Genomic DNA, 17,973 nt, shown 5'->3' on the forward strand with positions numbered 1-17,973 from the left:
CTTCTCCTCATCGGCTCTGTCCGCTCAACACCGGCCGCGCCCCGTCGATTCCGCGCCCCCGGGGCCACCACCTCGCACCTTCCCGCCCCCGGGGAAAACACGTCGCCTCCGACCCGGCCCGCTGACTACCCTCCCCCATCGGTCAAGTGGAGGTGACGGCCCCCGGCCGGTGTACCCGGCACCGGCCCCGGGCCGGTACAAGTGCCCTGCCGTGGCCGCGCGTCACGGTGCCGCCCGCCCCGGCGCGGCGGCGCATCCCCGTACCCGGGTGCCCCACGCACCCGCCCCACACGACGGAGGCAGACCTTGATGACCAGCCAGGCGCCCGCGCGCGCCGGACGGCGGGAGTGGGCCGGGCTCGCCGTGCTCGCCCTGCCGACGCTCCTGATCTCCATGGACGTGACCGTCCTGTACCTGGCGGTCCCCCAGCTCAGCGCCGATCTCGGTCCCTCGTCCACCGAGCTGCTGTGGATCATGGACGTGTACGGCTTCCTCATCGCGGGCGCCCTGGTGCCGATGGGGGTGGCGGGCGACCGGTACGGGCGACGGAAGCTGCTGTTGGCGGGGGCCACCCTGTTCGGCGTCGCCTCGGTGCTCGCCGCGTACGCGGACAGCCCGCAGACGTTGATCGCGGCACGGGCGCTGCTCGGGCTGGCGGGCGCGACGTTGATGCCGTCGACCCTCTCGCTCGTCCGGGTGATGTTCGTGGACCCGGCGCAGCGCGGGGTGGCGATCGCCGTGGTGATGACCAGCTTCTCCGTGGGCACGACGGTGGGCCCGCTGCTGGGCGGACTGCTGTTGGAGTTCTTCTGGTGGGGCTCGGTCTTCCTGCTCGGGGTGCCGGTGATGTTGCTGTTGCTGGTCCTGGGACCGCTGCTGCTGCCCGAGTACCGGGACCCGCAGAGCGGGCGGGTGGATCCGACGAGCGTGCTGCTGTCGATCGGCTCGATGATCGGCGTCGTCTACGCGGTCAAGGAGACCGCCGCGCACGGCTTCGCCTGGACGACCGTGTCGGCGGGCGTCGCCGGGCTCGCGCTCGGCACCTGGTTCGTCCGGCGGCAACTCGCCCTGACCGAACCGCTGCTGGACCTCGCGCTGCTGCGGGACCGGGTCATCAACACCTCGCTCGGTACGTATCTGTTGGGGATGTTCGCGATGGGCGGGACGCAGGTGTTCATCGCCCTGTACCTCCAGGAGGTGTTGGGGCTGTCGCCGCTGCTCGCCGGGGTGTGGATGGTCCCGGCGTCGCTGGGGACGGTCGCGGGTTCGATGTTGGCCCCGGTGCTCGTCCGGCGGTGGCGGCCCTCGGTGGTGATCGCCGCGGGGCTGACCCTGGCGGGCGCCGGGTTCGGGGTGCTGGGCGCGGCAGGTCCGCACGATCTGACGGTGCTGGTCCTCGGGTACCTGATGGTGGCGTTGGGCCTCAGTCCGATGATCACCCTGTGCACGGACCTGGTGATCGGTGCGGCGCCGTCCCGGCGGGCGGGGGCGGCGTCGGCGATGTCCGAGAGCAGCGGCGAACTGGGGGTGGCGCTCGGGGTCGCGCTGCTCGGCAGCCTCGGGACGGCGGTGTACCGGGCCTCGGTCGGGGACGGTCTGCCGACGGGGCTGCCGGCCGGTGCGGCGGACACCGTGCGCAGGACCCTGGGCGGGGCCGGGTCGGTCGCGGCGGACCTGCCGGGGGGCCTGGCGGAGCCCCTGTTGGCGGCCTCGCGGGAGGCGTTGACGTACGGGCTGAACGTCACCGCCGCGGTGGCCGGCGCGGTGACGGTGGCCACTGCCGTCTGGGCGGGGCTGCGGCTGCGGGGCGTCCCGGTCACCCGGGCGGCGGGGCCCCTGGACGCCGCCGCCCCCGGCGCCCCCGACCCGTCGAAGGGTCCCGACGGGTCGGACGGGTCGGACAAGACGGACGGGTCGGACGGGTCGGAGGGGCAGGCCGTGGGGCGCACGGTGTGACGGGGCGGTGTGATGCGGGCGGCGCGAGGTGGGCGGCGTGAGGTCGCGGGCGCGGGCTACCGCCGTGGCGGCCTGATGCGACGGGCCGCCAGGTAGACGGTGGTGCCGGCGAGCAGCAGGGCCGCCGCGGCGGCGACGAGGGCGGACGCCCGCTGACCGGTCATCGCCAGCTGGTGGGGGTCGGGCGCCGGGGCGTCGGAGGGATCGGCGGGCGGGGCCGTCGGGGCGTCGGACGGCCCCGGTCCGGTGGAAGCGGCGGCGGACGGGGAGGTGCGCGGGTGACCGGGGGGCGGGGGTCCGCCCGGGGTCACCCGGAAGGCGTACGGGTCCGCCGCGCCGACCCAGGCACCGTCGTCGTGGTCCCGTTGGACCAGGGCGGCGCTGGCCGTGACCCGGTCGGCGGGCGCGTCCGCGGCGAGGGCGAGCCGGACCGGAACGGCGAGCTCGCCGCGGGGGCCGATGGTGAAGCCGGGGAAGGCGTCGTCCGGCACGGCCACGTTCTCGTCGCGCTCCGTCCGTTCGATCCGCGCGGGGTGCCAGCGGGTGCCGTCGTGGAAGTCCAGCCGCACCTGGGCGGCCCGCAGCCGTCGCCGGTCGTCGGCGAGGACGACGACCGGGTACACGGAACGGAACGCGGTGGTCGTGCGGTTGGCCACGGTGAGCGTCCAGGTGGCGGGCGCACCGGGGCGGTAGTCGGCGGGCGCGTCCGTCACCTCGGCGCTCAGCGGGAACGCCCCGGGGCGGGCGGTGGCCGCGGGCAGCGGGGTGTCGGGCAGCGGCAGCCCGCGCAGCGCGGGGGCGGGCGCCGGGACCGCGCGTCCATGGGCTGTATGAGCCGCATGGACTGCGTGGGCCGCGGGAACGGCGTGTGCGGTGGGGACGAGGGCCAGGGCCGCGGCGGCGAGGAGCCGGAGGAGACGACCGGCGCGGCACGGGTACGGGGCGGGCGGGGTCATGGCGGCGGCCTCCCGGTTCGGTGGCACCTGGAGGCTTCCAGCGGGGCGCCCGGGGCGAACGGCGGGCGCCGGACACCCACCCGATCGGCGTCCGGCTGTCCCCTGAACACCGGGCCCGTCCGGGCACCGTTCGGGTGGTCGCCGCGCCACCCGCGTCCGCCGGGTCGCCCGCTCCGCTCCGAGGTGGTGTTCCGCGGTAGGCAACCCGGGCGCCGTGTCGTCCGTCCTCCGGGGCAGGGGGGCCGGGGACGCTCGGCCACCGCGCGTGACGGCATCCGTCGCGGCCGGGACCCCTTCGGCGGGCGTCGGGCCCCTTGCCCTCCCCCTGAAACCGGGGTCCGGGGTCCGGCGTCGGGCCCGGGGACCGCTCCCCTCCTGCGGTCCCCGGGTCGCCCCGGGTCCGAGGCGTCCTCGCCCGGACCACGTCCCGGTGCCCCGTAAGGCCCGCCTCCGACGTCCTCGTCCGGCTCTAAACGTCGGGAACCCGCCAACTCTGCCGGGAACGCAACCCTCGTGTCCGCCCCCGCCTCCCTCTGGGTGAAGGGAGGGGTCCCTGATCCCCCAGGGACCCCTGTGCCCTAGCTGCAAGGAGGACCACCTTGACCACCAGAGCCTGGCGTACGGGAGTCGCCACCACGGCGGCACTCGTACTAGCGGCGGGTGTACCGGAGTTGGCGTACGCCACGCAGGAGGGGGCACCGGCGAACGCCGAGCAGGCCCCACGGTCGACCGGCGGCCAGTTGCCGGACGGTTGGCGAATATCCGGTACGGGCCCGGAGCGGGAACTCGTCTGGACCGCGTCGAAGCCCGTTCCGATCGGCGACTCGCGCGTCGAGTTCCACGCCGGGGACGTCCGGCTGGGCGTGCCGGTCGCCTCGAAGGACCAGCGGACCTTCCGACTCCCCCTGGGTGCCGCACAGGTCGGTGCCGGTGACGACCTGAAGGTGCTGGCGAGCGGGCGCCGGTTGGACGAGGCGGGACAGCGGGCCGAGGCCCGTCGTCGATCTGCCGCCCCCGAACAGCGCGCCGCGAACGCACCGTTGGCGCCGGCGAACCCCGTCGACCCGGGCGTGAAGGGCCGTTACCAGACCACCAGTGGCGAGTACAGCCTCTCCTCCGTGAAGCTGCCGGACTTCCCGGCCAAGGTCGAGATGAAGGCCACCGTCGTCGGACCCAAGAACGCGACCGGCCCCCGCCCCCTCGCCCTGTTCCTGCACGGCCGCCACGCGACCTGTTACAACGCGACCGGCGAGGACAACATCGACTGGCCCTGCCCGTCCGGCTTCCAGCAGATCCCCAGCTACAAGGGCTACCTGCACGACCAGAAGCTGCTGGCATCCCAGGGCTACGTCACCGTCTCCATCTCCGCGAACGGCGTCAACGGCCAGGACAACAACGTCGAGGACGCCGGTGCGCAGGCCCGTTCGTCCCTCGTCCGTCAGCACCTGGCCCGTTGGGCGGGGTGGGCGAAGGACCCGGCCACCGCGCCCGCGGCGGTCAAGCGGCTGCCCAAGGCGAACCTGGACAAGGTCCTCCTCGTCGGGCACTCCCGCGGCGGCGAAGGCGTCAACCGCGCCGCCCTGGACACCCTGCACAAGGCACCCGCCGCCGCCGACGGCTACCGCGGACCCGTCCGCTGGAAGATCCGCGGCACCGTCCTCATCGGCCCGACCATCTTCGGCCACAACCCCGCACCCGACGTGCCCTCCCTCACCCTGCTCCCCGGCTGCGACGGAGACGTCTCCGACCTCCAGGGCCAGATCTACGCCGACGGCACCCGCGGCACCAGCCGCGGCAAGGCACTCCACAGCAGCGCCTACGTCATCGGCGCCAACCACAACTACTTCAACACCGAGTGGACGCCCGGCCAAGCCGTCGCCCCGGCGAACGACGACTGGGACGAGGGCAACGTCGACGCGGTGTGCTCGGTCGGCACCGCCGCCCGGCTGAAGCCCGCCCAGCAGCAGAAGGCCGGGTCGACGTACATCGCCGCCGCGGCGCGGCTGTTCGTGGCCGGTGACGACAAGGTCCGCCCCCTGCTCGACGGTTCGCACCGCAGTGCGCCCTCGGCGGGCCAGGCGCGCGTCCTCACCCACGCGGTCGGCGCCCACCGCAAGCCCGCGATCCTGCCCACCACCTCCACCAAGGTCACCGGCGGCAAGGTCTGCAACCAGGTCGACCGCAACGAGGCGAAGAGCTGCCTGCCCGAGGAGAGCGTGTTCCGCTCCCCGCACTTCGCCTGGTGGACGGTCCCCTCGGAGCCGGACCGGCACGCGGTGACGGCCAAGTGGTCCCGTACGGGTTCCCCCGTCAAGGTGACGCCGTCCCGGCCGTTCTCGGTGAAGGGCTCCGACGCGCTCGCGCTGCGCGTGATCGTGCCGCCCAACACCACCGGCACCAAGCTGGACGTCCGCGTCACCGACACCAACGGCCGTCGGGCCGACCTGGGCCGGGTCACGGTGGACGGACTGCCCGGCACCCGCATGACCACCTCCGGCTGGGCCCGTGAGGTCCGCGTCCCGCTGAAGGCCGCGGTGCGCGCCGGACTCGACCAGAGCAAGCTCAAGAGCCTCGAACTCGTCCCGCGCACCACCAAGGGCGAGCTGCTGCTGATGGACGCCTGGGGTTGGCGCCCCGGCACCCCGGCGCCCGACCCGGCGAAGAACATGCCGCGCATCGACCTCGGCACCCTCACCGTCAAGGAGGGCGACTCCGGTACCCGTACCGTCCGGCTGCCGGTCAGCGTCTCCGGGCAGGGCACCGGCAAGGTCCGGGTCTTCGTGGTCTCCCCCGGCCAGGGCGTCAAGCACCGCACGGTGACCGTCAAGCCGGGCAGCCAGGGCGTGGACGTCCCGTTCACGGTGAAGGGCGACAAGCTCTTCGGGGAATCCGAGTGGAACTACGTGTACGCCAAGGCGGTGCGCGGCGCGGTGGTCGGTGCGACCGACGGCTCGTTGACCGTGCAGAACGACGACCCGATGCCCGAGGTGACCGTGACGCCGGTCGCCGACGACGTGGCCGAGGGCAAGCCGCTGACCTGGCGGGTCGCCCTGTCCGCGGCCACCGAGTCGGACTTCTACCTGGCGAACCTCCGCATCCTCCCCGTCACCTCCGGCGCCGAACTGTCCACCAAGGACGTCGACCCGACCTGGTTGCTGGACCAGCTGGGCATCGAGCCGAACCCGGAGCTCGCGCTGTCCCGGGTCTACCCGGAGCCCTACCACCCGTGGCTGTGGCTCAACGTGCCGCAGGGTGAGCGGAGCGCGCTGGTGTCCGTGCCGACCCTCGCCGACACGGTGAGCGAAGGCACGGAGCACCTGCGCCTCCAGCTCGCCGTCAGCGACGAGGAGAGCGGCGACGTGCAGTACGGCCCGGAGTTCACCGGGACCGTGCGGGACACCGCCTGACCCCGGTGGACCCGGCCGCGCCGTTCGGGCGGGGCCGGGTCCACCGGCACGCGCCCGACTCCGTCGCCCCCGTCCTTGCACGGGGGCGACGGCGTTGGTTGAGTGGCCCGCATGACGACAGCCGCCAGCCGTTCCCCGCTCCGCGTCGGGCTCATCGGTTACGGAGTCGCGGGCTCCGTCTTCCACGCCCCGCTGATCGCCGCCGATGCGGGGCTGGTCCTCGACACCGTCGTCACGGGGAACCCCGAGCGCCGGGAGCAGGCCGGGAAGGCCCACCCGGGCGTGCGCACCGTCGACACGGCCGACGCGCTGTGGGAGCGGGCGGACGAGCTGGACCTCGTGGTCGTCGCCTCGCCCAACAAGACGCACGTGCCGCTGGCCACCACCGCCCTGGAAGCGGGGCTGCCGGTCGTCGTGGACAAGCCGGTCGCCGGGACCGCGGCGGAGGCCCGGGAGCTGGCGGCGCTCGCCGGGGCACGCTCACTGCTGCTGTCCGTCTTCCAGAACCGCCGCTGGGACAACGACTTCCTCACCCTGCGCCGCCTCCTCGGGACCGGTGAACTCGGGGACGTCTGGCGGTTCGAGTCCCGCTTCGAACGCTGGCGTCCGCAGCCGAAGGGCGGCTGGCGCGAATCGGGGAACCCCACCGAGATCGGCGGACTGCTGTACGACCTGGGCAGCCACGTCGTCGACCAGGCGCTCGTCCTGTTCGGCCCGGTGACGACGGTGTACGCGGAGGTCGACGTGCGCCGCCCCGGTGCCGAGGCCGACGACGACACCTTCCTCGCGCTGACCCACGCCGGCGGGGTCCGCTCGCACCTCCACGTGTCCTCCGCCACCGCGCAGCTCGGCCCCCGCTTCCGGGTCCTCGGCTCCAGCGCCGGCTACGTCAAGTACGGCCTCGACCCGCAGGAGGCCGCGCTGCGCGAGGGGGCGCGGCCCGGTCCCGGCGCCGCCTGGGGCGTGGAGCCGCAGGCGATGTGGGGGCGGGTCGGCTCCGGCGAGTCCCCGTTGACCGGTGGGGGGCGGCCCGAGCCGAGCGTGCCGGGCGACTACCCCGCGTTCTACTCGGCGGTCGCCGCGGCGGTGCGCGACGGCGCGCCCAACCCGGTGCCGCCCGAGGAGGCCGCCGCCGCCCTCGACGTCCTGGAGGCGGCCCGCCGGTCCGCCGAGCAGGGCGGCCCGGTGACCCTGTGAGGCCCCGGGCCGGGGTGCGCGGGTTCAGCCTGCGGACGCGGCGGGGGCCGGGGTCCGGTAGAGCAGGGCGCGTTCGGCCACCGTCCACGCCGCGCTGGTGACCACGTACAGGGCTGCGGCCAACGGCACCACGGCGACCGTCACCAGCGTCAGGAACCCCATCAGCGGCATGAACCGGGTCATCGCGGCCATGCCCGGCAGCGCTTCGGCGTCCGCCGCCAGCGCCGGCGCCGCGGCCAGCTGGGCCTTCGTCAGGCGGTAGCCGAGCGTCGCGACGACGGCCACCACCAGGAACAGCAGCAGGTACACGGTCCCCGCGCCGCCGAACGGGCCGCCGTGCGCCCAGGCGTCCGTCCAGCGGTCCCCGAGCGGCGCCCCGCCGAGTGCGTGGTCCAGCAGCGCATTGGCTTCGCCGCCGATCCGGGAGCTGGAGAACAGCTGGTACAGCAGGAAGAACGCGGGCACCTGGAGCAGGCTCGGCAGGCATCCGGACAGCGGCGACACCTTCTCCTTGGCGTGGAGTTCCAGAACGGCGCGCTGGAGCCGCTCCGGGTCGCGGCGGTGCCGGGCCCGCAACTTGGCGACCTGGGGCGCGAGCGCGGCCCGGGCCTTCTGACCGCGGGCCGCCGCCCGGGACAGCGGGTGGACGAGGAGCCGCACCAGGGCCGTGAACAGGACGATCGCGGCGGCGGTGGCGGCGCCGCCGAAGAGCGGGGTGAGCAGCTCGGCGAGCAGGGCGACGAGGTCGGCGAACGCCGAGAGCCCCGAGGAGAAGACGGAGAAGACGGACATGCGGGGTCCCTTCCGGGCGGTGCCGTGCGGGCGCACCGCAGCACCGGGCGCACCCGGGCGCGGGGCGGCGGGTGCGGGGCACGGCGGGGTGCGGGGCACGGGCGGAACATGACGGGTCGGTCGGATGACCAGGGCGGTCGGCCGGGTCCCGCGGGCAGGGGCCCGGCGGGAGCGGCGTGACGGCGCACTGGGTGACGGCCCGTCGGCGGCGCCGGCGGTGGGGTCCCGGGTACGGGTTCGGCGCCCGTACGGGGCGGGAGGCACCACGGCGACACCCCGGAGGGGTACCGGGCGGATGTCGGGACGTCCCGGGAGACCCGGGGCGGCTCCGCCTAGGCGGCCGTCACGACCGCGCGCCCCGGCGCCCGGGGACGGGTGCGGCCCGCCGCGTCGGGATCGCGCTGGGGCAGGAAGGCGGTGCGCCGCTCCCGGTCGCGCAGGGCGGTGCGGACCCGGGTCCGCGGCACGGCGGGCACCCGGTGGGCCGCGGTGAGGAAGCCGGCGGCGAGGGCCGTGCCGGCGGCGGCGGTCGCCGCGAGGGCGACGGCGGCGGAGAGGCTGCCGGTGTCGGCGAGGTGGAGCAGGAGCAGTTCGAAGACGGCGAACACGCCGAGGGCGGCCAGGAACCGGAACGTCGACGACCGACCCGACGACCGTCGGGCCCGTACCGCCGTGTTCCCCGTCCCGCCGTGCACGTTGCGCCCTCCCCGACCGAAGTGGTCTCCCACCCTCACCGTACAGGCCGTTATACAGGATCGTGTCCCGCGGCCGGGAGTCCCGTGGTGGGCTCCGGCTCGCCCCACCACCGTCGGTGCTCCGCAGTACGGTGTGGTGTCATGCGCCCCGACACCCCTGCCGAGCACGCCGATTCCGCCGCCCACGTTGCCGAAGCCGAGCGCCTGGAGCGCACGGCCGGGCTCTATCCCCAGGACGCCGAGCACCTGCTGTCGCAGGCCGCCGCGCACCTCGAACTCGCGGGTGAACGCGCACGCGCCAGCGCCCTGTACGACCGGTTGTTGTCCTCCGGTGCCGCCGTGCCACTGGAGAACCCCGCGCTGGTCCGTGCGCTGAAGGCCGCCAACCTGTGGGAGTACGGCCACGAGGCCGAGGCCCGCGCGATCATCGACGGCGTGCGCGCGACCGCGCCGCGCACCCCCGGCCCGTGGGTGATCGTCGCGGAGGCCCTGGAGGCGCACGACGAACTCCAGGAGGCCCACGAGACGTTCACCCGGGCGGCGACGGTGCTGATGGGCACGGCGGGCGAGGACCCCGAGCCGCCGCAGGAGGTGCGGCCGGTGCTGTTCGGACGGCACCGGGTGCGGCGGATGCTCGGCGAGGCGCACGACGCCTGGGACACCCTGGCGGACGGCCTGCACACCGGGCCGGTGCCGCTGGACGAGCTGCACGACCCGAAACGCGTGTGGTCGCTGGGGTCGGACGACCCGGCGGAGCTACGGGCCGAGATCTCCCGGCTCCGCGCCGAGCTGGGCGGCTACCGCCAGCAGCTGTCCCGTCCCTTCCCGGTGGCGGTCCTGCACTGGCCGGCCGGTGAGCTCGCCGAACTGGTCGCGGCGTACCCGTCGCTCGCCGCGGAGTACCCCTCGCACGAGGAGCACCTGGCGACGATAGAGGCCGCACTGCGCGAGCTGGCCGCCTCGGGCACCCCGAACCTCGGCATCGTCACCGCGACGGTGCCGTCCTACGAGGCGTTCGCCGCTTCCGAGGGCGCCGGCCCCGCCGAGGTGTCGCTGCTCCCCCAGTACGCCACCACCCTGGCGTCCCGGGGGCGGGCCCGGCCGTGGCCGCCGGCGGCCACGGACCCCTGTTGGTGCGCCTCGGGCCGGACCTACGGGGAGTGCCACGGGGTGCGTTGACCCCCGCTCGACGGGCGCCGGGGCCGGGGGTGCCGCCCGGTCACAGGGCCGCGGGCGCCCGTCCCCGCAGGGCGTCCAGGTCGACGGTCTCCGCCATGCGGTGGTAGCCGGCGTCGCTGGGGTGGAGGTGGTCACCGGAGTCGTAGTGGGGGTGCAGGGCCTTCGGGTGGTACGGGTCGCGCAGGGCCCGGTCGAAGTCGACGACCTCGTCGAAGACGCCGCCCGCGCGGATCTCGGCGTTCACCGCCTGCCGGACCTCTTCCAGGTCGTCGCGGTAGCCGCGGTGGCCGTGGAAGGGCATCAGGGTGGCGCCGAGGACGCGCAGCCCGCGGGCGTGGGCGCTGCGGGTCAGTTCGCGCAGACCGGCGGTGATGCGCTCCGGGTCGGTGACGTGCGGGGCGCGCAGGACGTCGTTGATGCCGAGGGCGATCACCACTGCGCGCACTCCGCTGCGGTCCAGCACGTCGCGCGGGTAGCGGGTCAGGCCCCGCGGGTTGTCGGCGGGGTCCCCGGTGCCGTCGGACAGGATGCGGTTGCCGCTGATGCCGAGGTTGGCGACGCCGTAACGGGGGCCGTCGGGGGCGGCGCGCAGCCGGTCGGCGAGCACGTCGGGCCAGCGGCGGTCGGCGTCGACGGTGGCGGTGACCCCGTCGGTGAGCGAGTCGCCGAACGCGGCCAGGGTGCCCTGGGCGCCCCCGCCGCGGACGTCCAGTGCGGTCGCGTACCGCCAAACGGGTGTCTTGCGGGTGTACGCGGCGCCGCTCACCGCGCCCGCGTGGTCGCCCCGGGCCAGGTACGAGGTCTGGCGGGCCCGCGGGTGGTACGTCACCGGGCCGGACGGGGTCGGCGCGTAGGTGGTGATCAGCACGTTCCCGTCGGCGGGCACCCGGAGCGCCACCGCGTCCGAGACCACCTGCCCGCCGGGCGGCACCCGTACGGAGGCCCGCCCCGCGAAGGTCAGCCGACGGACGGTGCCGCGCACGGCCGCCGCGGATTCGCGGTCCGCGGCCACGGCGAGCGTCGCGTGCGTCACGTGCAGCGGGGTCGTCCCGTACAGGTGGGAGAGGGTCACCCGGGCGCCGGTGCCGCCGATGCTGGTGTGCACCACGTTGCGGACGGACCAGTCGGCGAGGCCGCCGGAAGCGGTGCCCGGTTCGGCGCCGGCGGGTGCGGTGGCCCAGCTGGTGGCCCAGCGGCCGGCCGAAGCGGAGTCGGCCGACACGGAGCCGGGGCCCGCGCTCTCGGTGCGGGGCGCGGGTACGGTGCGCGCGTGGGGGCGGTCGTCGGCGGCGGTGCGCACCGTGCCGGTCCAGATGCCGCCGGAGACCAGCAGCACCAGGCCGAGCAGCACGGCCAGCAGGACGCCGGCACGGGAGCGGAAGAAGGCCCCCGGAGCCCGGTCGGGACGCTCGGTCATACGTCGCTCGCTCCTCGGACGGGGAGCCCCCCCGGGGCTCCGGTCTGATCACCTCATGATGCGCCACCCGGCCCACGCTCGGGCGGGGAGTCCGGAAATGACCCGCTTTCCGGTGGTCACCGGGAACTCGTGGGACGTTTTGGGCGTACGACGGTGAGGAGCGCCCCTCAGGGGGCGTCCCGCTGGGCCTGCGCGGTTCCGTGCGGGTGCGTCGTGGCTGGTCGCGCAGTTCCCCGCGCCCCTGACGGGGCGCGCCCCCTGTGGCACACGGGCCGGAAGGCGCCCCGATAGGGGCGCGGGGAACTGCGCGGGAGACCACGGCGCACCCGCACGGCTCGACGGCTCGGACGGATCGAGAAAAGGGACAATGGCCGACAGGGGCCGCTCGGCGGCCCCCACCGGTGGCCGACGGGCAACGCACGAGAGCGGACGGGTACGGAAGCGGATGGAGCGGATGGAAGGGTCCGAGGGGCCGAAGGCGACCGAGGGACCGGGGCGGACCAGGACGGCGGCCGGGAGCCCCCGGCCGGGACGCGGCGGGTTCACGTTCAGCGAGGCGGATGCCGAACGGCAGCGCGGCGTGCGGCGGATGAAGCTCACCGCGACGGGGCTGCTGGTGTTCGTGGCCCTGGTGTACGTGCTCGCCAAGTGGGCCCAGAGCAACGGCGCGGGCGCCTGGACGGGGTACGTGGCGGCGGCGGCCGAGGCGGGCATGGTCGGCGCGCTCGCTGACTGGTTCGCGGTGACCGCGCTGTTCCGGCACCCGCTGGGGCTGCCGATCCCCCACACGGCGATCATCCCGACCAAGAAGGACCAGCTCGGGGCGTCGCTCGGGGAGTTCGTGGGCGAGAACTTCCTCTCCCGCGAGGTGGTCCGTTCCCGACTGCGCTCGGTCGGCATCGGCAACCGGCTCGGTGCGTGGCTCGCCCAGCCGGAGCACGCCGACCGGGTGACCGCGGAGCTGGCCACCGCGCTGCGCGGGGCGCTCACCGTGCTGCGGGACTCCGATGTGCAGGCCGTCGTCGGCGAGGCCATAACGCGGCGGGCCGACGCCCAGGAGATCGCCCCCGGCATCGGGAAGGCCCTGGAGCGGATCGTCGCGGACGGCGGCCACCGGCGGGTGGTGGACCTGGTGTGCGTGCGCGCCCACGACTGGCTGGTGGAGCACGGGGACTCGGTGATGGACGCCGTGCAGGGCGGGGCGCCCGGCTGGACGCCCCGGTTCGTGGACCGCAAGGTCGGCGAGCGCGTCTACCGGGAACTGCTGCGGTTCGTCACCGAGATGCGGGACATGCCCGACCATCCGGCGCGCGAGGCCGTGGACCGTTTCCTCGCGGACTTCGCCGGCGACCTCCAGTCGGACACGGACACCCGGGCCCGGGTGGAGCGCCTGAAGCGGGAGGTCCTCGCCCGCAGCGAGGTCCAGGACCTGATCGCCTCCGCGTGGTCCTCGGTACGGGCGATGATCGTGGCCGCGGCCGAGGACGAGCGCAGCGAACTGCGGTTGCGGGTGCGCACCTCCCTGCTGTCGCTCGGCGCGCGACTGTCCACGGACGCCGGACTCCAGGGCAAGGTGGACGGCTGGATCGAGGGCGCGGCGGTGTACGTGGTGACCACGTACCGGGACGAGATCACCTCGCTGATCACGGACACCGTGGCCGGGTGGGACGCCGAGCACACCTCGAAGAAGATCGAGGCGCACATCGGGCGCGACCTCCAGTTCATCCGCATCAACGGAACGGTGGTCGGCTCGCTGGCGGGACTGCTCATCTACGCGGTCTCGCACCACCTCTGGTCCTGACCCGCGGCACCCGGCCCGTCCGCACCCGCCCCGGTGCGGACGGGTCAGTCCTTGCCCGGGGGGAGCTCCCCGCGGCGGGCCGCCCGGCGGTCGAGCTTCTCCTGCCGGCGCTCCGCCTTCAACCGCTCCTTCTCGGCGCGGGTCACCTTGCGGCGGACGCCGACCCCGCCCCAGAAGGCGAACCCGGTGACGATCACGCGGGGCGCGGCGGGATCGGTGTGCTCCTCGGGGTCGGGGTGGTCGAAACCGCCCATGATCCCGATGCCGCGCACCACGACGTCGACGCCGGGCGGCACGGTCACGTCGACCCCGCCCATCACGGCGATGCAGTTGATCACGATCTCGTTGTCCTGGAAGTCGGCGTCCCGCAGGTCGATGTCACCGCCGCCCATCAGCGCGAAGGCGTTGAACCTGCGGGGTGCCGTCCAGCGGCCCTTGCGCTCGAAGGCGCTCATGATCGCGACGCCCATCGAGGAGGTGGGCTCACCGCCGATCCGCTCCGGCCAGCGCGGGCCGGTGGCCGTACCGGGGGACTTCACCAGCGAGGTGGGCGCGGTGCCGACCTCGGGCAGGTCGCGGGTGATCGGCGCGAGTTCCCCGTAGGTGCGGGCCGCGTAGGCGGCCTCCAGCCGCTCCCCGAACTCGTCGAGGTCGAGGCGGCCCTCCGCCATCGCGTCGCGCAGTCGCTCGACGACCAGTTCCCGGTCGGCGTCCGACGCCCGTAGTTGTGCCGGGTTCAGCTCCTGGCCACGGGGCGCGGGGGCGTTCGCAGGGGAGGGCTCCCGTGCGGGGTCGGCGGCGGGTCCAGGCTCAGCGTCCGTCATGCGTTCAGCCTACGAGTTCGCCCCCGATCCCACTACGACGGGCACCCCTGGCTCACCCCTGAAGCGGTGCGCCGCGGTGGGCTAGCTGTGGACGCGGTAACCGCAGCCGCACTCCCACTTGACGAGGTGGTGGTCCTTCGCTCCGGTCATGTACCGCCCGCACTGTCTCGGGCACGCGGTGCGCACGGCGCCGCCGTCCATCTGCCGGTACGGGTTCCAGTACGGCTGCCGGCCGCCCGACGGGGGCTGTTGCTCCATGGGCGCAGACTAGGGCAGATCACCATCCGTGGGGCACACCTCACCCGGTGGGTGCGGGCGGTGCGGGGACCACGGCCGGGGTGGCCATGCCGTTGTCGGCCAGGGCGATTTCGTCCAGTTCGACGCTGCGGACGAGGACGCCGGGCAGGTCCGCGAACCGACTCAGCGCGTCGGCGACCGCCTCGGTCAGGGTCTCCGCCTCGAACGCGCACGTGAAGCGGGCGTACCCGGGTGCTTCCTCCAGGGCGATGCGCCCGTCGTGGAAGCTCGCCAGGCCCGCGAGCGTGTCGTCCTGCTCCTCGGTGAGGGCGTCCTGAAGGACCAGGTTGAAGTACCAGTTACGCACAGTTCGCATGCCTCCGCGTGAATCGGTCGATGCCGTTCGCCTCTTCCGTCGGGTTCTGCGGGGTGCAGGCCACCGTGTGCCTGACGCTGCAGGGACAGCAGATGAGGTAACCCCAGCGATGGCCTTTCCCCGTTCGGGTCACCTTCAGTCCCACCGCCTCCGCCCGCTTCAGCGCCGCCTCGACATCCTTCTTCTGATGACGGTCTCCGATTCCCATTCGGCTTTCCTACTACCAGCCCGGTCGACTACGAAGACCACCGAGGGACTCACCACCCGAACGAGCGACCGTCTACCCACCGCGGGCGGCGGTCGGCTAGCCGTCACTGTCCCTCCCGGCCCGCGTACATGCGGGCGATGACCGACTCGATGTCCGGCTCCCGGACCGACAGGTCGGCGAGCGGGTACTCGGCGGCGATCCGGGCGACCAGGGGCGCCGCGGAGCCCTCCGCCGGGAAGGCGAGCCACTGGCGGGGGCCCTCCACCTTGACCACCCGGGCCGCGGTGCCGACGTCGATCGGCCCGAGCTCGCGCTCCAGGTCCACCACGAGGGTCCGTTCGCTCTTGCCCGCCTCGTGCAGCCCGGCCAACGCGCCGTCGTACATGAGCCGTCCGTGGTCGATGACCATCACCCGGCGGCACAACTGCTCGATGTCGGTCAGGTCGTGCGTGGTGAGCAGCACGGTGGTGCCCCGCTCGGCGTTGAGGTCCCGCAGGAACTCCCGCACCCGCACCTTGGAGACGATGTCGAGGCCGATGGTCGGCTCGTCCAGGTACAGCACCTCGGGGTCGTGCAGCAGCGCCGCGGCGATGTCCCCGCGCATCCGCTGGCCGAGCGAGAGTTGCCGCACGGGCACCTCCAACAGCTCGCCGAGCCGGAGGAGTTCCACGCAGCGGTCGAGGTTCTCCTTGAAACGCGCGTCGGGCACCCGGTACATGCGGTGCGCCAGTCGGTACGAGTCGATCAGCGGGAGGTCCCACCACAGGGTGGTGCGCTGGCCGAAGACGACCCCGATGCGGCGGGCGAGCCGGGTCCGCTCCCGGGTCGGGTCGATGCCGGCGACCCGGATGCGCCCCGCGCTGGGGGTGAGGATGCCGGTGAGCATCTTGATCGTGGTGGACTTCCCGGCGCCGTTGGGGCCGATGTAGCCGACCATCTCGCCGCGCGCCACGCCGAACGACAGCGAGTCCACCGCCCGGACCTCGCTGCGCTCCCGGCGCAGGAAACCGGTGCGGCGGCGCACGTCGAAGACCTTCTCGACCCCGTCGAGCGTGATCAGCGGCGCTTCGGGCGGCCCGGCCTGGTCAGGGACGCTTCCCGTGGTCTGTGCCATGTTCCTTCCGGTTCTGTGTGGGGGCGGGGCGGGTGCGCAACCTTGGTCAGCTGCCCGTGCTGCGGTAGCCGCGCAGCCCCGCGCGCCAGGCGAGACCGGCGAGCGCACAGCTCGCCACGGCGACCAGCGGCGGGGCGAAGGCCAGCCAGCTCGGCAGGTCCAGCGGATAGGGGCGGTCCAGGAGGTACAGCGTGGGCAGCCAGTTGACGAAGGCGAGCGGGAAGACGAACGTCACCCCGCGCACCAGCTCCTGGGTGAAGATGGCCGGCGGGTACTGGAGCATGGTGACCCCGCCGTACGTGAACGCGCTCTGCACCTCGGCGGCGTCCTTCGCCGCGAACTGGAACGCCGCGCCCGCGACGAACACCGCGCCGAAGATCCCCGCCCCGCTCAGCACCATCAGCGGGACCATCAGCACCGCGAGCGGGGTCCAGTCCACGTCCACGTGCAGCAGCCCGTACCCGAGGACCAGCGCGCCCTGGGAGACCCGGCCGAGGCGGCGCAGGGCGAAACGGTCGGCGGCGACCTGGGCGAGGACCGGCGCGGGACGCACCAACAGGGTGTCGAGGGTGCCGTCCCTGACCCGCCGCCCCAGCCGGTCGACCGAACCGATCGTGAGGTCGACGAGCCCGAACGAGGTCGAGGCGGTGCCGTACAGCAGCGCGATCTCGGCGAGCGCGTAACCACCGAGCGAGTCGACCTGCGAGAACATCAGCAGGATCGCCACGAAGTCGAGGATGGTGACGGCGAAGTTGCCCAACAGGGTCAGCGCGAACGACACCCGGTAGGTCATCGTGGAGCGGATCCACATGGCGGCGATCATCCGGTAGGTGCGCAGTCCGTCCCGCAGCTTGCCCAGGGCGCCGTCACGGGTTCCGAAGTCCGGGGCGGGCAGCGGTGCGACGGCCCGGGGCGGCTCCCCGTACGGCGCGGGAAGCGTGGTGCGCGGTGGTTCAGCCACCCTGGACCACCACCCTGCGGGTCGCGACCGTCTGGAGGAGCCGGCCCACCAGCAGCAGCGCCACGGCCCACCCGGCCTGGAAGGCGAAGGCGCCCCACAGCCGCGCCCCGGAGTACTGGCCGAGCAGCACGTCGGCCGGCACCTGGATCAACGCGGACCAGGGCAGCGCCCGGGCCACCTCGCCCAGGGCGCCCGGGAAGACGGTGAGCGGCAGCAGCATCCCGGAGAAGAAGATGCCCGCGAGGAATGCGATCTGCGCCACACCCGCACCGTCCAGCAGCCAGAACGCCGTGAGCGCGACGAGGTAGCGGATCGCGAAGCTGACGATCGCTCCGAGGAGCACGGCGAGCAGGAACGCCAGCCAGCGCGAGGGCCCGTCCGGGAGGGCGAGCGGGAAGGCGAGCGCACCGACCGCCAGGGGCACGACACCCCGTCCGAGCAGCTGGAACGCGCCCCGCCCCAGGTCGGCGGCGAGCCACCACCCCTGGAAGTCGACCGGCCGGTACAGGTCGATCGCGATGTCCCCGCTGCGGATGCGTTCCATCAGCTCGTCCTCGAAGCCGCCGCCCATGGTCGCCATCACCGCGAGCAGGCCCTGGCTGACCCACACGAAGGTGAGGGCGTCGGAGACGTCGTAACCGCCGAGGCCGGGGCGCTCGTCCCAGAGGGCGATGAAGGTGTAGGCGAGAATGAACCCGAAGACGGTGTTGGTGAAGACTCCCGCTGCGGTGGCCGTGCGGTACGTCGCGTGGCGTCGGAACCCGCCGGCGACGACCCTCGCGTACAACCATCCGGTGTGCACGTACAACCCCTTCCGGTTCTGCGTCGTCTCCTGTTACGGGGCCGAAGCGCA

At 74.1% G+C, this 17,973-nt stretch carries 16 protein-coding genes; 5 read left to right on the forward strand and 11 right to left on the reverse strand.

All coding sequences use genetic code 11. The annotated features are described in order from the left end of the window. Positions 1–309 precede the first annotated feature (309 nt). Positions 310–1,956: an MFS transporter gene (locus tag ACFYOU_RS07905; RefSeq protein WP_391304122.1), complete on the forward strand. Its 1,647-nt coding sequence runs from the start codon at positions 310–312 to the stop codon at positions 1,954–1,956. Between the two features lie 56 nt (positions 1,957–2,012). Here ACFYOU_RS07905 and ACFYOU_RS07910 read toward each other — a convergent pair whose 3' ends face one another. Then, positions 2,013–2,912: a hypothetical protein gene (locus tag ACFYOU_RS07910; protein WP_391304123.1), complete on the reverse strand. Its 900-nt coding sequence runs from the start codon at positions 2,910–2,912 to the stop codon at positions 2,013–2,015. A gap of 599 nt (positions 2,913–3,511) precedes the next feature. On the opposite strand from ACFYOU_RS07910, the gene ACFYOU_RS07915 reads away from it, so the two are divergent. Beyond that, on the forward strand, positions 3,512–6,319 hold the full coding sequence (locus tag ACFYOU_RS07915) for a hypothetical protein (protein WP_391304124.1): 2,808 nt from the start codon (positions 3,512–3,514) through the stop codon (positions 6,317–6,319). A 111-nt stretch (positions 6,320–6,430) separates the two neighbouring features. Further along, positions 6,431–7,516 (forward strand): Gfo/Idh/MocA family oxidoreductase, encoded by a 1,086-nt coding sequence (locus ACFYOU_RS07920; protein ID WP_389762414.1) that lies wholly within the window; start codon positions 6,431–6,433, stop codon positions 7,514–7,516. A 24-nt stretch (positions 7,517–7,540) separates the two neighbouring features. On the opposite strand, the gene ACFYOU_RS07925 is transcribed toward ACFYOU_RS07920, so the two are convergent. After that, positions 7,541–8,308 (reverse strand): membrane protein insertase YidC, encoded by a 768-nt coding sequence (locus ACFYOU_RS07925; RefSeq protein WP_391304125.1) that lies wholly within the window; start codon positions 8,306–8,308, stop codon positions 7,541–7,543. Positions 8,309–8,640: 332 nt separating this feature from the next. After that, positions 8,641–8,931, reverse strand: a complete 291-nt coding sequence (locus ACFYOU_RS07930) for a DUF6412 domain-containing protein (protein ID WP_385487420.1) — start codon at positions 8,929–8,931, stop codon at positions 8,641–8,643. Between the two features lie 213 nt (positions 8,932–9,144). On the opposite strand from ACFYOU_RS07930, the gene ACFYOU_RS07935 reads away from it, so the two are divergent. Continuing rightward, positions 9,145–10,182, forward strand: coding sequence for an SEC-C metal-binding domain-containing protein (locus ACFYOU_RS07935; RefSeq protein WP_391304126.1), 1,038 nt, complete (start codon positions 9,145–9,147; stop codon positions 10,180–10,182). A gap of 40 nt (positions 10,183–10,222) precedes the next feature. Here the strand turns inward: ACFYOU_RS07935 and ACFYOU_RS07940 are convergent, their stop codons facing one another. After that, entirely contained in the window at positions 10,223–11,599 is a 1,377-nt protein-coding gene (locus ACFYOU_RS07940; RefSeq protein ID WP_391304127.1) for a GDSL-type esterase/lipase family protein, read from the reverse strand. A gap of 445 nt (positions 11,600–12,044) precedes the next feature. On the opposite strand from ACFYOU_RS07940, the gene ACFYOU_RS07945 reads away from it, so the two are divergent. Beyond that, the gene (locus ACFYOU_RS07945) at positions 12,045–13,400 is read left to right on the forward strand and encodes a DUF445 family protein (RefSeq protein ID WP_391304128.1); all 1,356 of its coding nucleotides are present in this window, start codon (positions 12,045–12,047) and stop codon (positions 13,398–13,400) included. A gap of 44 nt (positions 13,401–13,444) precedes the next feature. On the opposite strand, the gene ACFYOU_RS07950 is transcribed toward ACFYOU_RS07945, so the two are convergent. The 7 genes from ACFYOU_RS07950 to ACFYOU_RS07980 form a co-directional block, all read right to left on the reverse strand. After that, positions 13,445–14,224 carry a DUF1707 domain-containing protein gene (locus ACFYOU_RS07950; protein ID WP_389762404.1) on the reverse strand — a complete coding sequence of 260 codons (780 nt, stop codon included), beginning with the start codon at positions 14,222–14,224 and terminating at the stop codon, positions 13,445–13,447. An 81-nt stretch (positions 14,225–14,305) separates the two neighbouring features. Further along, positions 14,306–14,482: a hypothetical protein gene (locus tag ACFYOU_RS07955; RefSeq protein ID WP_389762403.1), complete on the reverse strand. Its 177-nt coding sequence runs from the start codon at positions 14,480–14,482 to the stop codon at positions 14,306–14,308. A gap of 40 nt (positions 14,483–14,522) precedes the next feature. Then, a complete protein-coding gene (locus ACFYOU_RS07960) occupies positions 14,523–14,837 on the reverse strand; it encodes a hypothetical protein (protein WP_391304129.1) in 315 nt (104 codons plus the stop codon). Next, positions 14,821–15,045 carry a hypothetical protein gene (locus ACFYOU_RS07965; RefSeq protein WP_391304130.1) on the reverse strand — a complete coding sequence of 75 codons (225 nt, stop codon included), beginning with the start codon at positions 15,043–15,045 and terminating at the stop codon, positions 14,821–14,823. The genes ACFYOU_RS07960 and ACFYOU_RS07965 overlap by 17 nt, the downstream gene beginning before the upstream one ends. A 103-nt stretch (positions 15,046–15,148) precedes the next feature. Then, entirely contained in the window at positions 15,149–16,159 is a 1,011-nt protein-coding gene (locus tag ACFYOU_RS07970; protein ID WP_389762399.1) for an ATP-binding cassette domain-containing protein, read from the reverse strand. Between the two features lie 46 nt (positions 16,160–16,205). Further along, positions 16,206–17,054, reverse strand: a complete 849-nt coding sequence (locus tag ACFYOU_RS07975; protein ID WP_391304228.1) for an ABC-2 family transporter protein — start codon at positions 17,052–17,054, stop codon at positions 16,206–16,208. A 58-nt stretch (positions 17,055–17,112) separates the two neighbouring features. After that, positions 17,113–17,928 carry an ABC transporter permease gene (locus ACFYOU_RS07980; RefSeq protein WP_389762397.1) on the reverse strand — a complete coding sequence of 272 codons (816 nt, stop codon included), beginning with the start codon at positions 17,926–17,928 and terminating at the stop codon, positions 17,113–17,115. Positions 17,929–17,973: the final 45 nt, after the last annotated feature.

This window comes from Streptomyces sp. NPDC005955 (genome assembly GCF_042871255.1).
Taxonomy (GTDB): domain Bacteria; phylum Actinomycetota; class Actinomycetes; order Streptomycetales; family Streptomycetaceae; genus Streptomyces.

Bases quoted from the DNA above. Each gene is read 5' to 3' on its own strand.
- ACFYOU_RS07905 (WP_391304122.1), top strand. From the start codon at position 310: ATGACCAGCCAGGCGCCCGCGCGCGCCGGACGGCGGGAGTGGGCCGGG.
- ACFYOU_RS07910 (WP_391304123.1), bottom strand. From the start codon at position 2,912: ATGACCCCGCCCGCCCCGTACCCGTGCCGCGCCGGTCGTCTCCTCCGG.
- ACFYOU_RS07920 (WP_389762414.1), top strand. From the start codon at position 6,431: ATGACGACAGCCGCCAGCCGTTCCCCGCTCCGCGTCGGGCTCATCGGT.
- ACFYOU_RS07925 (WP_391304125.1), bottom strand. From the start codon at position 8,308: ATGTCCGTCTTCTCCGTCTTCTCCTCGGGGCTCTCGGCGTTCGCCGAC.
- ACFYOU_RS07935 (WP_391304126.1), top strand. From the start codon at position 9,145: ATGCGCCCCGACACCCCTGCCGAGCACGCCGATTCCGCCGCCCACGTT.
- ACFYOU_RS07940 (WP_391304127.1), bottom strand. From the start codon at position 11,599: ATGACCGAGCGTCCCGACCGGGCTCCGGGGGCCTTCTTCCGCTCCCGT.
- ACFYOU_RS07945 (WP_391304128.1), top strand. From the start codon at position 12,045: ATGGAGCGGATGGAAGGGTCCGAGGGGCCGAAGGCGACCGAGGGACCG.
- ACFYOU_RS07950 (WP_389762404.1), bottom strand. From the start codon at position 14,224: ATGACGGACGCTGAGCCTGGACCCGCCGCCGACCCCGCACGGGAGCCC.
- ACFYOU_RS07955 (WP_389762403.1), bottom strand. From the start codon at position 14,482: ATGGAGCAACAGCCCCCGTCGGGCGGCCGGCAGCCGTACTGGAACCCG.
- ACFYOU_RS07960 (WP_391304129.1), bottom strand. From the start codon at position 14,837: ATGCGAACTGTGCGTAACTGGTACTTCAACCTGGTCCTTCAGGACGCC.
- ACFYOU_RS07965 (WP_391304130.1), bottom strand. From the start codon at position 15,045: ATGGGAATCGGAGACCGTCATCAGAAGAAGGATGTCGAGGCGGCGCTG.
- ACFYOU_RS07970 (WP_389762399.1), bottom strand. From the start codon at position 16,159: ATGGCACAGACCACGGGAAGCGTCCCTGACCAGGCCGGGCCGCCCGAA.